This window comes from Nitrosomonas sp. (assembly GCF_022842015.1).
GTDB lineage: Bacteria > Pseudomonadota > Gammaproteobacteria > Burkholderiales > Nitrosomonadaceae > Nitrosomonas.
On sequence record NZ_JALHQJ010000074.1, the window covers coordinates 1 to 14,866 of the forward strand.

Here is a 14,866-nt window from a genome sequence, read left to right on the forward strand (position 1 = left end):
CTGGGGCGTCCGCCAAAGAGTACACCTGAAAACAAAGATGAGATCAAACGCCTGAAAGCACAACGCCGGCAGGAATATCGCGAGCGCATTCCAATTGAAGGAAAGTTTGGCCAAGGAAAATATGGTTATCGGCTCAACAATATTCGAGCCAAGCGCGCTGATACGTCCGCCGCATGGATTAATAGCATCTTCCTGGTTATGAATCTGCTCATTTTGGTGCGGGTTTTTATTTGTCTGAGGAATCTTGCTGCCAAAATAGCATTTTGGGTGACAAAAAAGAGCATACCCAGAGAAATTCCGTTTGCGCGTGCCTGCCAATTCATCTCAAACCAGAATTCTTACTTGCCAGCGCATATCTGATCGCTGAATTTCTGAGTAAGCTCTAATTATTATTGAACAATAAGCTATCTTTTCCGCTCGGTTCATCCGGGCGGGTAGACGCTCTCATTAATCTTTCTGACCCATTATATGAGTAGAGTCTTATTTAAAACTAAATGGCTTATTTCGAGTAAATCGAAATATCTTAGGGATCTGATTTACCTTCTTACGCTTACGTTTCCGAACCGCAGGACTTTCATCCCGCAGTCCCTACATCAAAATACCATTTTTTGCCTCAATAGGCTTCGGCAAATCTGTTTCACCTAACATTTCACGAAGGTCAATTTCGATGGTACGACTAAGTGCTGTAATAGGAATATCATTTGGGCCTGCCTGAAAAGGATTTTCGCTGGACTCACCTATTTTATCCATGGTGCGAAAAATCCACGAGACTAACACACTAAAAGGGATAGTAAGCCAAGTAAGATAATGCCCAAGTTTTTCAAATTCTGGAATCATTCCAAAAGGTAGCAGGATGATAAACACCCAAACGAAATATAAGTTAAGCGTGGCAAACTGACGTGGATAGGGAAAGCTCTTAATGCGCTCGCATTTACCTTGATGTTCAAATAAATCAGACAAAATCCTCTGCAATTCTATGTGACGAAAATTATCTATCAAACCTTTATTAAATAAATCTTTCAGATCTTCGGCCTGAACACTGATAATATGCGTGGCTCGATTCTGCTTGCTCAAAATATATTCTTTATCTACTGCGGATAAATAAGCTGTAATATCAGCTTCCAAACTTATCTCATGTTCTGGAACGGTAAAATATTTCTTGTATCCAACATTATAATTTTCATTCATTGTTTCCCACTCACGTGGCTGGCGTAATTGATGACGTAATGCAGTAAGCCATGCAATATGACGATAAATAAGTTTGCAATGCACGGCATTGAGTTCGCTGTCGGGCAAAGATTTCTCGGCATGTTTGTTGGTAATGAATGTTTTCACCATCATCCCCCATGTCCGACTTGAATTTACTATAGCTCCATAAATCATTCGCGCTTCCCACAAACGCTTATAAGTGGCATTATTTTGAAAACCGATAATGAAAGCTACTGCGGTGCCGATAATCGCCATGGGCAACCAGGGCAACGCCAGCCACTGATAATGAAAGGTTTCATAAATAACTGTTGGAACGGTAGCAATGAGGACAAAGATATAAATATCATTCTTTGTCCATAAGATGACCCTTTTAAGACCAAGACTCTTTCTGATATGCATAATTTATATTAATGAATTGTTGCAAAGAAACTCTAATGTTCGTGTGAGGTCTCACTTTTCTTCATCTCTGCGATCAAGTAATAAGCCTTGTTCCAGGCTACCTGAGTATCATTTGGAAATGGCTCCAACAGATTGATTTCCACCCAACCTTCATCAGATGCGCCTGTTCTGATTTCTACAGGGGTAAACTCCCACTCCATTTTTCCATCTTCTCGATGTACTTCCGCCTTAAAAATGTAGGATTTACCTTCTTCCACAATGATGGCCTCTTCTGGCAGAGCTTTTACTAAAGAACTTTCTGTGTAGATTCTTCCATTGATGTACATTCCTGGGATAAGAAGCGGCTCTTTTTGATCAATCTCCGCATGTACATGGACAATCCTAGGATTCTGCTCAAAATTCTTGCCGACTGAAAATATTGTGGCAGTTAAATTCTTACCCGGAACCGATTCCACTGTAAAAGATACTTTTTGGCCTTCTCTTATTTTGTGCACATCTTTTTCGAAAATCATTAGGTCGGCATGAACATGATCAATATTGATGATTCCAAGTATTTCTGCCTGCGCATCTACAAACTGACCTATCTGTACCAATACTTTTTCAATGTTGCCATCAATGGGACTTACTACTGGCACATCTACATAAATGTTTCCATCCTTAATTTTTTCCACATTCATGCTTAATTGCTTCAGTTGTGCTTCAAAGCCTTTCACTTCCCCTTTAATTGCTTGAAAATCAGCTTTTGTCTGCTGATAGGTCTTTCCGGCACCAACTCCTTCATCATAAAGCCTTTTTTGACGATCGAACTCTTTTCGAAGATATTGCATTTGGCTATAGGCTCTTATATAGGCGGTTTGGAGATTTGTGAGATTAGGGTGTGAAAGATAAGCCAATACTTGTCCTTTCTTCACTTTCTCTCCTTCTATCACTTTAATGGACGTTATATTGGCGCCTAAAATAGCTGTAACTACGGCTTGATGTTGTGGAAATACCGCCAGTCTCCCATTAATATCTACCACGCCCGATATAGATCGCGTAGGCATACTATCTACCTTGATACCAAGACTATTAAACTTTGAAGTTGATAGATGCACCGTACCCAATCCTACTTCTTCATGTTCCTCATGAGCATGTTCATTGTGAGAATTACTTTTTGAGGGCTCTTGATGATTGCTTTTGCCAAAATCATTGGTATCATCTGATTTGCCGCTACAGCCGTTAAATAAAGATACTGCCGACATCAAAACAAGTAGATATGGGATGTAAATTCTCATGTTAATTTATTCTTTAACCATTTGAAATTAATTATAAATTCGATGTTTTTAAGAAATACTCCAGCTGATAACGACTACCTAAATAATTACCAAAGGCATCCCAGGAGTCCACTTCAATTCGTATCGCCTCCCTCATGTTTTGCAAAAACGTTACATAATCTATAGCACCTTCCTTATAGGCAAAAACTGCTCCGGTTTGTTGTTCCCTAGCCATAGGAAGCGCCGTATCTCGGTAGTATTGCCACGAATTTAGCCACTTTAAGTACTGCTCACGGATATTTTTATAAGCAGCTTTCAGCTCCAGTTGGGTTTGTTGAAGATTTTGAGCAGCAATTGAATGTTCAATTTTAGCCGACTGTGTTCTGCCCAGTTCTGGACCAAAAAACAAAGGTATCTGAACACCCACCATAAACTGATGAAACCCCGGCTGACCAAGAAGCTCTTGCTTGCCGTACTGCAAATTCAACTTGGGATAGAACTGCGTATATCGCTCGTTGATGACAGCCTCTGCCACGTTCACCTGTTGCTTGGAAACAGTGAGTACCGGGTGATTGTCTAAAGAATCTGCAACTAATTTTAATGGACTGTCTAACTGGTTCGGGGGTATATCCGGCACAGTAAACAGCGTATCGCTGACAAACCATAAATTCAATCGCTGCAACGAGCTCAAATAATCGCGATATGCCTGTTCTTTTTGAATTTGCACCTGGTTACCCTGATTCGCGGTAGCCAGATATTCAAGCCTGGACGTCGCTTCTACTTCTAGCCTCAATTTGGCAGCTCTTTCAATATCCGCAAAAATAGAGCTCAGTCGTTGAAATACCTGATAATTGTTTTTAGCTGCATATGCTGTTGCCCAAGCCCGGCTCACTTCCAGCTCTACTTCAATTACAGACAGATTAAACGCGGTTTCAGCCAGTATTACTCGTTCATTCTGTAACTTCAGCTTAGGAAGAATACCAAGCACATCGATTTGATCCTGTTTAATACCCAGTTTTGTATAGATGCCATTTGAACCATTGCCAACCTCTTCTCCTCCGGTGTAGATCGTTGTGGTACCGAGGTTCCAGGCGGTTTTCTTCAAGGCATCTTGGCTTTCTATTGCCAATCTGGCAGATTGTATTCTTGGATAATTCTCTACTGCCCGTTCTCTAGCTTGCTCCAAAGTAATTGTTGGCAGGTTATCTATTTGATGTGATTGCGCTTTCACTGTAGAGGCGGCACTAAGTAGAATACCCGTCAGCCCGCCACATACAATTAATACAAGCAATGCATTTGTGTTTGTGTTTGTATTGGAACGCTTAAGATTTTTCTTGTTATTACTTCGATTTTCCACCAGAGTGTAAAGTATAGGAAGCATCACAAGGGTAAGTAGAGTGGCTGTAAGCATACCGCCAATGACTACAGTAGCCAGTGGCCGCTGTACTTCAGCTCCGGCTGTTTCTGAAATTGCCATGGGCAAGAATCCTAAAATATCGGTTGACGCTGTAAGGAAAATAGGTCTGATTCTTTCTTTGGTTCCAGTAATGATGCGCTCCTTGATACTAGTTATGCCTTCTTCTTTTAGCGTGTCGAATCGATGAATTAATACAAGCCCATTCAATACAGCGACTCCAAACAGCACAATGAAACCAATTCCTGCTGAAATACTAAAAGGCATGTCCCGTAGCCAAAGAGCGAATACGCCACCTATGGCTGCTAAAGGAATCGCAGCATAGATCATGATTGATTTGGAAACTGACTTCAGGGCAAAATACAGCAACACAAAAATTATCAGCAGTACAATTGGTACCACAATGGTTAGCCGGCTCTTGGCTCTTTGCAAGTTTTCAAACTCGCCGCCGTATGCAATGTAATAGCCAGGTGGCAAGTCTAATTCCGCACCCAGTTTTTGCTGAATATCCAGAACTACAGATTCCACATCGCGCCCTCTGGTGTTCACGCCGACATAAGTTCTTCGAAATGTATCGTCACGGGATATTTGCATCGGCCCCGGTGCATAATTAATATCGGCCACTTCTTTGAGTGGAACCTGTGTGCCGTCAGGTAAATCGATAAACAAGGCACGCAAATCTTCAATACTTTTCTGGTATGCTTCATCAAAGCGTATAACCATTTCGAAGCGTTTTTCTCCTTCAAAAATCACTCCGGTCACACCACCGGCAAATGCAGAACTTACATATTCGTTCAACTGTTCAATATTCACCCCGTACTGGGCTATTTTTTTACGGTTATAGCGAACAGTAATTTGAGGTAGTCCAGAAATTCTTTCTGCGTTAACATCTCCCACGCCCGGTATGGTCTGGATGATTTGACTCATCTCTTCTGCTTTTTGCGCCAGCACATCAAGATCTTCACCGTATAACTTTACGGCTACATCTTCCCTAACACCTGTTAAAAGTTCATTAAAACGTAATTCCACCGGCTGGCTGAAAACCAGATTAACACCTACCAATTCACTATCAAGCTTGTCTTTTATTTTTTCAACAAGCGCTTCTTTTGTTGTTGCAGAAGTCCATTTATCTCTGTCTTTTTCCAGAATAATGAACATATCAGCTATGTCCATCGGCATAGGATCAGTAGGAATTTCTGCTACACCAATCCGAGCAACGGCGGTTTTTATTTCAGGAAAATTAGCCAATAAAATATTTTCAATTTTAATTGAAATATCAATTGCCTCCTCAAGCCCGCTACCGGGCCTGATAAGTGCTTGCATGGCAATATCGCCTTCATCTAGCTGGGGTATAAACTCGCCACCCATTCTGGAGAAAGTAAAAATGGCAGCACCTAGCAACATAATAGACAAAATCAGGATAGTTGCTTTGAACCGCAATGCGCTTTCAAGTAATGGCAAGTAGATGCGATGAATGCCACTAAATATTTTGTTTCCGCTTTGTTCTAACCATCGCTCAAACCTTCCGAACCTATTCTTTCTATTTTTCACCGGCTTTAAAAGCAAGGCAGACATCATGGGAACATAAGTCAGGCAGAGGATAATGGCTCCTAGCATGGCAAAACTAAATGTATAGGCCATAGGTTGAAACATTTTTCCTTCTACTCCAGTAAGGAACAGAATGGGCGTAAACACAAGCAGTATAATAATTTGTCCGAAAAATGCGGTATTCATCATAGTACTACTGGCTTCATAGGAAGCCTTGTCCATGACATCCTGATCGAACTCGACTATCCCTGCTTTAATACGTTTTTGAATTTCAAATACGGTACCTTCAATTATGATCACTGCTCCATCAACGATGATCCCAAAATCAATAGCCCCCAAGCTCATCAGATTCGCCGATATGTCGAATTGCTTCATCAGGATAAAAGCAAAAAGTAAAGATAGAGGAATAGTAGTGGCTGTGATTATGCCTCCCCTTAAACTTCCCAGGAGTATGACCAGGACAAAAATTACAATGAGTGCGCCTTCTGTAAGGTTCTGGGCTACTGTGTTCGTGGTTCGTTGAATTAGTGCGCTTCGGTCTAGAAACGGCTTAATTTCTAAACCTTCAGGTAACGATTTCTGAACCTCTTTAATGCGCTTCTGTACATTTTGAATAACTGAATTGGAATTTGATCCTCTTAACATTAAGATCATGCCACCTACAGCTTCTCGGCCATCCTGCGTAAAAGCCCCATAGCGTACCTGATGACCAAAATGTACTTTTTCCGCGATATCACCGATTAAAGTCGGGATGCCATCTTCGTTCTTTATGGCAATATTCCGTATGTCATCGAGAGTACGTACCAAGCCTTCTCCACGGATAAAATTGGCCATTTGATTTTTTTCAATGTAGGCCCCACCTGTATTGGCATTATTGCGCTGCAGCGCCTCAAACACCTCAGAAATTGAAATATTATTGGCGTTAAGCTTTTTCGGATTGATAGCTATTTCATATTGTTTAATTTTTCCACCAAAGGCATTTATCCCAACGACGCCCTCAACCAGTGCCAGTTGTCGCCTTACGATCCAGTCTTGGATGGTGCGTAGTTCAGTCGGCGAGTACACAGTCTCATACCCTGGCTTTGGCATTAGGGTGTACTGATAAATTTCTCCCAACCCAGTGGTAATAGGTCCCAGTGATGGACTTCCAAAGTTTTCAGGAATTTGTCGTCTTACTTCAATTAGTTTCTCTTGTGCTAATTGTCGTGGCAGATAGGTGCCCATACTATCTTTAAAAACAATGGTAACGACTGAAAGGCCAAAGCGAGAGATGGAACGGATCTCTGTAACGCCTGGCAGGTTGGCCATAGCCAACTCTATCGGAAAAGTTACAAATTGCTCTATGTCTTTAGTGCCCAGATTTTGAGAAACAGTGATCACTTGTACCTGATTATTTGTGATATCAGGTACGGAACCAAGATTTACGGTGAACATTGAGTATATCCCTACGCCTATCATGGCAAGGGTTAGCAAACCGACAATGAGTTTATTTTTAATAGAAAAATAAATAATGCTATTAATCATATCTCTGTTTAATTCTTAAATAAAAAGTAAAGAATCGTCAGGCCCTAATGGTTAGTCAGGGTCTGCAATATCCCATAAGATCGCTATGTTGTTTTCAGTAGTGAGCTTCGATTGCGCTACAACAAAGGAATAGCTAGGGAAAACGAGAAAGACTAGAATTAACGACGAACCCGAACCGGCACAGCAGGGGATAAGCTATAGATCTCACCCTATCAGGGCCAAATACTGCGTCAAGCTAGTATTAGCTTAGGGCAACATACCCACGGCAAACGTATCCATCATATCTGCTCTGAGCTGACAATACGGGCTAGCCCAAGCATTCCTAAATTGAATGCTGGCAACTCAAGCAGTCTAGTCTAACGTTCTAACTGGGAAAGATACTTCGAGGGGGACGAAACGGCGAATCCGGAATAGATTTTGGAATTTGGAAAGTAATAGATTTAGATAGAATCTCTTTACCAGTTACAGTAGGTATTAATGGCAGTTTTGTAAAGACAATGGGGTGATATACCGTACTAAAACATATGTGTGCTGAAAGATCTAAATTCTTTTCATCAGAAAATTCGTTATACGGATGTTCTGCATGCGCTGTTTCTGCTGTTGAGAGAATGTGTTGATGGTTGTGACCAAGTTCATGCATAAAGACTTCGCCATGAAATGCCGAAGCAAGCCCGTTTGCCAATAAGCTGACACATAGCGCTAAAACTACTGAATTGACGGTAAAAAATCTATACATATGGCGCATTGTATCTTCAATAGAATATATTGTGGTAAAAAATTTCCGATCCCAAGTTAAAACTTTTTAAAATCCACTTTTGTCTATTGAAACACTTCAATAATACGCTCAAGCTTAGGATTCAAGGCGTAAAATACGGCGTGCACCGTTAAGTACGATCAAGCCAATAACTAGCCCAATTACAAGATCGGGATAAGGAGAACTTGTCAGCGCCACTAGAAAACCCGCTAAGATCACCCCAAGGTTGGCGATGACATCATTGGCGGAGAAGATCCAACTAGCCTTCATATGTGCCCCGCCATCCTTATTTCTAGAAATCAGTATTAAACAGATAACGTTTACTATCAAAGCGACTAACCCAAAGCTCATCATGAGTGTTGAATCCGGTTCGCTGCCAAAAATAAAACGTCGCAACACTTCACTCAATGCGCCTAACGCCAACATCACTTGTATCCAACCAGACAGATGAGCCACTCGAAGCTTCAATCGAACGCTGCGATCTACTGCGTAAAGTGCCAGACCATAAACAACCGCGTCAGCAAACATATCGAGGGAATCCGCTATTAGCGCGGTCGATTGCGCAAACCAACCGATAAATAATTCAATGACGAACATCGTTGCATTGATGGCGAGTAACCACTTGAGAATCGCAGCTTCTTTTTTATCCATAGATTACTGCACTTGTAAAAAAACAGCCCCACTGTTCTTTCGGGTGTCGTTTATACTAGCCCCTAAGTTCAAAAATTCATTACTCTATGAATCTCATTAATATTCTCTTCCGATTTGGAATATCAAATTCAAGCGCAATGCTGAGCCTAATACTTTCCAGAAACATACGAACTATGCGCTCCTCAGAGGGGCAGCCCATCTTTGGTACGGTAAATTCGCTGACGTAATTGCTGTCAACATTCCTATTTTTTGTAGAATGTAGGGGAATTTTGTCCTCGGATTTGTCTGTACATTGCCCACCGCAACTATCCGCCATAAAAATATTCTTGCTCTGTCAGCAAAAAACAGTTTAAGGTCTATAGTTACTATAGAGTCAATGTATTGAGGAAATTAAATTGAAGATTGGTGAATTAGCGAAATTAACAGCGTGTAACATACAAACGATACGTTACTACGAAAAAGAAGGGTTGCTGGACTCCGTTAAGCGCAGTGCGGGGAATTTCCGCCTGTACGATAATTGCACAATCAAGCAGTTAATGTTTATCAAGCATTGTCGAAGCCTCGATATTACACTGCCAGAAATCCGGCAACTAATTGATTTAAGAAACTCTCCAGAAACAACATGCAATAACGTAAACGCACTGGTTGATAGCCATAACAAACAAGTGGATTTACGTATTAAGGAATTAAAAGAACTTAAAAGGCAACTTAAAATCTTGCGTCGAAAATGCACAACTGGTCGTGCCGTTAAAGACTGCGGTATTCTTCTAGAGTTATTCCAGTAATATTAATTGTATAGCTAATAACGAATAGCACCACTTCTTATTCAAATTGTGTAGGAAAAAACTGCCCAAACTTATAGTGAATGATCTGTGCTGTTTTTAACATCTGTGAGGATGCTACTTTTCTGTAACTTGCTGTGTATCATGTACATAAAGTAATGTGGTGAGGGGTTGTCATCATGATAAAACCTTCTGTTGCATAGGTAACGAGACTATAGCCACAAAATTTGGCTGCAGTAATTGTGATTACTCCACCGGCTATAATTGGTGACTTATATTTCATAAGGCTATGTCACAATTAGTTGTTGAATCTGCCTTGTTTTGCCAAGAGATGCTATAAAACAAAGGATTGGTGTAATACTTTGACCGAGACGGTCAATCATTCTGTGCCATCCGAGGTAACTCCTAAGATAACGTGTCGCCACTCCATTAAACTTCCTCATCCATTGCTTGAGCCGGCTGTCATAAGCATTGATGTGGTCTAATAGACTCGGACACTCCAGTTAAGAGAAAATAATCTTAATTGGAGGAAGAAATGGAAACGAGGAAACAATATACAAAGGAATTCAAACTGGATGCAATCAGTCTGGTTCTGGATCAGGGATTGACGATAGCAGAAGCTGCCAGGAGCCTGGAAATCAGGGCTAACATGCTTGGGCGATGGATCAAGGAGAACGAGGCTGATAATAATGGCCAGGCATTCCGGGGTAATGGGAAACTGACGCCGGATCAGGAAGAAATTCGGCGACTTAAGATAGAAAACAAACAATTAAAGCTGGAGCGGCAAATATTAAAGGAGGCGGCGGTCTTTTTCGCGAAAGAAACGAAGTGAAGTATTCGTTCATCACCCAAAAGAAGAAGACCTGCCCGGTCGGCCTAATGTGCCGGCTATTGGGTGTCAGTCGTAGTGCTTACTATGACTATGAACAACGCCGACGCAATTGCCCGGATGATCTGCACCACAGGCAACTGCTTGATGCTGTACAGGGTATCGCAAAATCATGCGATTACACCTATGGAAGTCGCCGAATGAAACGAGCGCTAAATGCCTTAGGCTATTCGATTAGCCGCTGGAAGACGAGAAAACTAATGCGTGAGGCTTTCGTCACTGTCAGGCATCGGAAAAAATACAAGGTGACGACAGACAGCAATCACCAGTTGCCGGTATTTGAAAACCAATTGAATCGGCAATTTGATGTTGCCAAACCGGATCAAGTTTATGTTTGCGATATCACATACATCTGGACACAAGAAGGCTGGCTGTATCTGGCAATCGTAATAGATTTGTTTTCCAGAAAAGTGGTCGGTTGGAGCATGAGCTCACGGATGAAAGCAACACTGGTTTGTGATGCATTGCGAATGGCTATCTGGTTGCGCCGGCCACCGCCAGGCCTGATTGTGCATTCAGATAGTAAGAATACATGCACCAGATTTCAATAATGAGTTGACTCAATTATTGAATGAGTAATTATTGGAGCTCTGGTGCCGTAAGGGTGAATATGAACGTATTTTCTGGAGAAAGACTGCTTAATAAACTGTCCGGTTTTTGTGAAGCATTACATTTAGTCTTAGTAACAAAAACAAATAAACAGGGACATGTAGCATAGCATATTGATTCTCTACGCGATGATGATGTAGCTAACCAAAATAATTGAATAACTATGGAACACAACCACGATACCGAAAGTATAGGTGATAAGCGGCTGACTGCTGCTATTGCAGTTAATGTACTGCTGACTGTGGCACAAGTCATTGGTGGAAGTATCTCCGGTAGTTTGTCACTTATTGCCGATGCGCTACATAACTTAAGTGATGCTGCTGCGCTTGGTATTGCGTTGTTTGCACGCAAAATCGGTCGCAAACCACCGGACAAGTTCAAAACTTTTGGTTATAAGCGAGCCGAAATTATTGCTGCACTTATCAATCTTACTACGCTGATTATTATTGGCTTATATCTTATCTATCAAGCAATATGGCGCTTTGTTGAACCGGAGAAGATCGAGGGTTGGATAGTTGTGATTGTAGCGGGAATTGCGCTCTGTGTAGATGTGATCACTGCCACTTTAACCTACACCATGTCAAAGAAGAGCATGAATATCAAAGCCGCATTTTTGCATAACGTATCGGACGCGCTTGCGTCTGTGGGTGTTCTCATTGCCGGGACATTGATTTTGCTCTATGGTTGGTATTGGACTGATACGTTATTAACCCTGATGATCGCAGGCTACGTGTTATGGCAGGGCTTCACCATGTTGCCAAAAACCATGCACCTGCTTATGGAAGGTACGCCCGACCATCTCTCAATTGAAGAAGTTATCGAGTCAATGGAATCAGTAGAAGGTGTGGAAAACATCCATCATGTCCACATATGGCAACTCGACGAACATCTCAACGCACTGGAAGCTCATGTGGTAGTAAACTCCAATGAGCTATCCCAAATTGAAGAAATTAAAAGCGCACTCAAGAAATTGCTTTCAGATCGCTTCGAGATTGGTCATTCGACATTGGAGTTTGAACACCCTGAACAAAATATTTGTGAATCCTATAACCGATCATGCTAATGAAATAAAGCGAGAATTGATACCACCAGACACGATTCCGTATTGCCTTTGGGTCATTTACCAATTTCGGTTATTTTAGATACGGGTTCTCATGACTAAAATCACAGATTTCAACAAGCATCCAGTCTGGCTCAACCGTACCGTAGCGGGTGCCGGTATTACCAGCGCGCTGGGCGACTTCTGCTACGAAACCACCACTGTGATCCTGCCCGGCTTTCTCGCCGTTCTCGGCATTCCGGCAGCGGTGCTAGGCCTCATTGAAGGCATTGCGGATGCAGTGGCAAGTTTTACCAAAATGGTTTCGGGTTACATCGCCGACAAGCTTGGTCATCGCAAACTACTGGTATTGGTGGGGTATGGACTGACACCCGTTGGGCAGATACTGATCGCGCTTTCCGCAGGTTGGCCGCTTATCCTGCTCGGACGGATGGTGTCCTGGTTCGGCAAGGGTCTGCGCGGTCCCTTGCGCGATGCCATTGTAATTCAGGCGGTAAGCCCTGCCGCGCGCGGGCGTGCCTTCGGCTTCCATCGCGCCGCGGACACAGTGGGCGCGGTGCTCGGCCCCTTGTTGGGTGTGGCATTGCTGGGGTTGGAGCAGGGCTGGCACTGGGAAGATGCTGCCGGGCCATTCCGCTTCGTGCTATGGCTGTCGATCATCCCCGGCGCATTGGCGGTTTTGGCCTTTCTAACGTTGGTGAAAGACCCGCAGCACTCACCGAATCCGGCGCTAAAGTTTTTCGGGTCACTGCGCGGACTGCCGACGCGGTTCAAGCGTTACCTTGGCGCGGTTGGTGTCTTTGGGATTGGGGATTTCTCTCATGCACTGCTGATCCTAGCCGCCACTACGCTGCTCACCCCTTCGATGGGCGTAGTGCAGGCGGCACAGGTAGCTGGTCTGCTGTATGTGTGGCGTAACGTCGTTCAGATGGCTGTTTCTTGGCCAGTGGGATGGCTGGCCGATCGCAACGGTCATTTGCCAGTCCTTGCGGCTGGCTATGCCTTGGGTGCAGTCATGGCAATGTTGACTGTATTGGCATTCTGGTTCGCCATCGACAACGTGGCACTGCTAGCGGGCATTTTCTTCATCGCCGGCTTGTATGTCGCCGTGCAGGAGGCTCTGGAGTCCACCGTGACTGCTGAAATGGTGCAAGCAGAAACCATGACAATGAGCATTGGCGCACTGGGAGCGGTCAACGGCACAGTCAAGTTCATCTCCAGTGCTACGGTCGGCATAGTTTGGACGGCAGTCTCTCCCGAGATGGCATTTGCGCTAGCCGCCGGGTTCATGTTGGCGGGAACGCTAGCAATCACACGGTTACGCGACTGATGGGTCGCCTGACTCTCGAACGCCACCAAGTCTGGATTTATCTCGCTGCTATTGCCGGAGGGCTGATGCTGGGTAGCCTCCAACCCTCGCTCGGGCCTCGCTTCGAGGCCTTGCTGTGGCCGGTTTTGATGGTGCTGCTCTACACCACCTTCGTACAAGTACCGCTGCTGCATATACGCGATGCCTTTCGTGACCGGCGCTTCGTACTCGCTATCCTGGTTGGCAACTTCGCGCTGATTCCACTGGTGGTCTGGCTGGCGCTGAAGTGGCTACCCAACGACCCAGCCCTACACCTCGGCGTGCTGCTGGTGCTACTGGTACCCTGCACTGACTGGTTCATCACCTTCACCCAGCTCGGGCGAGGCAACACGCCCCTGGCTACTGCAGTCACGCCAATCAATCTCGTGGTGCAACTGATGCTGTTGCCGATTTATCTGTGGCTAATGTTTCCAGCAGCCGATTTCGGGGCTGTACTGCGTACGGAAGAGATGTTATCAATTACGTTCGCCTTGATCGGTATCCCTTTGGTGGCAGCCGCGCTGACCGAGCGTTGGGTCGAGGCCAGACCCAGACGGGTGGTTTGGCGGGAACGACTGGGTTGGTGGCCCGTGCCTCTGTTGGCGGTGGTCGTGCTCCTGGTCGCTGGCGCACAGGTGGGTTTGGTGCGCAACGCCGGACCGATATTGCTGAAGGTGCTGCCGGTATTCGTGGGCTATCTGTTGGTAGCCGCGCTGCTGGCACGCCTGCTCACACGGGCACTACGACTGCCAATGGATATCGGACGCACGTTAGCCTTCAGTCTCGGCACGCGCAATTCTTTCGTGGTTTTGCCATTCGCGCTCGCTTTACCGGCAGGCTGGGAATCCACCGTGATAGTGATCGTGTTCCAGTCGTTGATCGAGTTGTTCGGAATGGCGTTCTACCTGTGGTGGCTACCGTGCCGCTTGTTCAACGAAACATCGGACGCTACCATCGAAAGGAAATCCTCATGAGTGCTGTCATTCTTGAATCCATGCTGACCTGCCCAGTTTGCGGCCACGCCAAGACGGAGATCATGCCAACGGATGCATGCCAGTGGTTCTACGAATGCGAACAGTGCCACACTGTGCTCAAGCCGAAGCCGTGTGACTGCTGTGTTTACTGTTCCTATGGTACGGTTCCATGCCCACCAATTCAAGAGCACGGCGAAAACAGCGGCGATTGTTGTGGCGGTTAGGTAAGGAACCCTCACAATTGCATCCACCACCCCATTCAGAAGAGCAAAAAATGAAGTGTATTTAATTGACAAAAATATATGTTTTCATTATGTTGGAAATATGGAAACATATATTGCTATTAAAGCTCTAGCTGCATTAGCTCAGGAAACTCGCTTAACAATATTCCGGGTACTGGTTCAAGCTGGAGAACCTGGGCTTCCAGCGGGTCAACTTGCTAAGGAATTAAA

11 protein-coding genes and 2 pseudogenes are annotated in these 14,866 nt (G+C 44.2%); 7 read left to right on the top strand and 6 right to left on the bottom strand.

Annotation, left to right across the window (positions count from 1 at the left end; genetic code table 11):
* A partial coding sequence (locus tag Q0C11_RS12365) for a transposase (protein WP_293008423.1) occupies positions 1–360 on the top strand: 360 nt, incomplete at its 5' end.
* Between the two features lie 228 nt (positions 361–588).
* Here Q0C11_RS12365 and Q0C11_RS12370 read toward each other — a convergent pair.
* The 5 genes from Q0C11_RS12370 to Q0C11_RS12390 form a co-directional block, all read right to left on the bottom strand.
* Positions 589–1,608 (bottom strand): bestrophin family protein, encoded by a 1,020-nt coding sequence (locus Q0C11_RS12370; protein ID WP_293008425.1) that lies wholly within the window; start codon positions 1,606–1,608, stop codon positions 589–591.
* Positions 1,609–1,640: 32 nt separating this feature from the next.
* The gene (locus tag Q0C11_RS12375) at positions 1,641–2,882 is read right to left on the bottom strand and encodes an efflux RND transporter periplasmic adaptor subunit (RefSeq protein ID WP_293008427.1); all 1,242 of its coding nucleotides are present in this window, start codon (positions 2,880–2,882) and stop codon (positions 1,641–1,643) included.
* 31 nt (positions 2,883–2,913) lie between these two features.
* Positions 2,914–7,347 carry a CusA/CzcA family heavy metal efflux RND transporter gene (locus tag Q0C11_RS12380; RefSeq protein ID WP_293008429.1) on the bottom strand — a complete coding sequence of 1,478 codons (4,434 nt, stop codon included), beginning with the start codon at positions 7,345–7,347 and terminating at the stop codon, positions 2,914–2,916.
* A 364-nt stretch (positions 7,348–7,711) separates the two neighbouring features.
* Entirely contained in the window at positions 7,712–8,092 is a 381-nt protein-coding gene (locus Q0C11_RS12385) for a hypothetical protein (RefSeq protein WP_293008431.1), read from the bottom strand.
* Positions 8,093–8,197: 105 nt separating this feature from the next.
* The gene (locus tag Q0C11_RS12390) at positions 8,198–8,752 is read right to left on the bottom strand and encodes a cation transporter (RefSeq protein ID WP_293008433.1); all 555 of its coding nucleotides are present in this window, start codon (positions 8,750–8,752) and stop codon (positions 8,198–8,200) included.
* Between the two features lie 395 nt (positions 8,753–9,147).
* On the opposite strand from Q0C11_RS12390, the gene cadR reads away from it, so the two are divergent.
* Positions 9,148–9,537: a Cd(II)/Pb(II)-responsive transcriptional regulator gene (gene cadR, locus Q0C11_RS12395; protein ID WP_293008435.1), complete on the top strand. Its 390-nt coding sequence runs from the start codon at positions 9,148–9,150 to the stop codon at positions 9,535–9,537.
* A gap of 284 nt (positions 9,538–9,821) precedes the next feature.
* On the opposite strand, the pseudogene Q0C11_RS12400 reads toward cadR, so the two are convergent.
* A pseudogene (locus Q0C11_RS12400) lies at positions 9,822–10,013 on the bottom strand (IS1595 family transposase); the annotation flags it as partial.
* Between the two features lie 56 nt (positions 10,014–10,069).
* Here Q0C11_RS12400 and Q0C11_RS12405 point away from each other — a divergent pair.
* From Q0C11_RS12405 to Q0C11_RS12425, 5 genes and pseudogenes are all read left to right on the top strand, one after another.
* Positions 10,070–10,944, top strand: a pseudogene (locus Q0C11_RS12405) (IS3 family transposase); the annotation flags it as partial.
* Positions 10,945–11,195: 251 nt separating this feature from the next.
* Positions 11,196–12,095 (top strand): cation diffusion facilitator family transporter, encoded by a 900-nt coding sequence (locus Q0C11_RS12410; RefSeq protein WP_293008437.1) that lies wholly within the window; start codon positions 11,196–11,198, stop codon positions 12,093–12,095.
* A 91-nt stretch (positions 12,096–12,186) separates the two neighbouring features.
* Positions 12,187–13,422: an MFS transporter gene (locus Q0C11_RS12415; RefSeq protein ID WP_293008439.1), complete on the top strand. Its 1,236-nt coding sequence runs from the start codon at positions 12,187–12,189 to the stop codon at positions 13,420–13,422.
* The gene (locus Q0C11_RS12420) at positions 13,422–14,414 is read left to right on the top strand and encodes an arsenic resistance protein (RefSeq protein WP_293008441.1); all 993 of its coding nucleotides are present in this window, start codon (positions 13,422–13,424) and stop codon (positions 14,412–14,414) included. The genes Q0C11_RS12415 and Q0C11_RS12420 overlap by 1 nt, the downstream gene beginning before the upstream one ends.
* The gene (locus Q0C11_RS12425) at positions 14,411–14,638 is read left to right on the top strand and encodes a GDCCVxC domain-containing (seleno)protein (RefSeq protein ID WP_293008443.1); all 228 of its coding nucleotides are present in this window, start codon (positions 14,411–14,413) and stop codon (positions 14,636–14,638) included. Before Q0C11_RS12420 ends, Q0C11_RS12425 begins: the two co-directional genes overlap by 4 nt.
* The last annotated feature ends 228 nt before the right edge of the window (positions 14,639–14,866 follow it).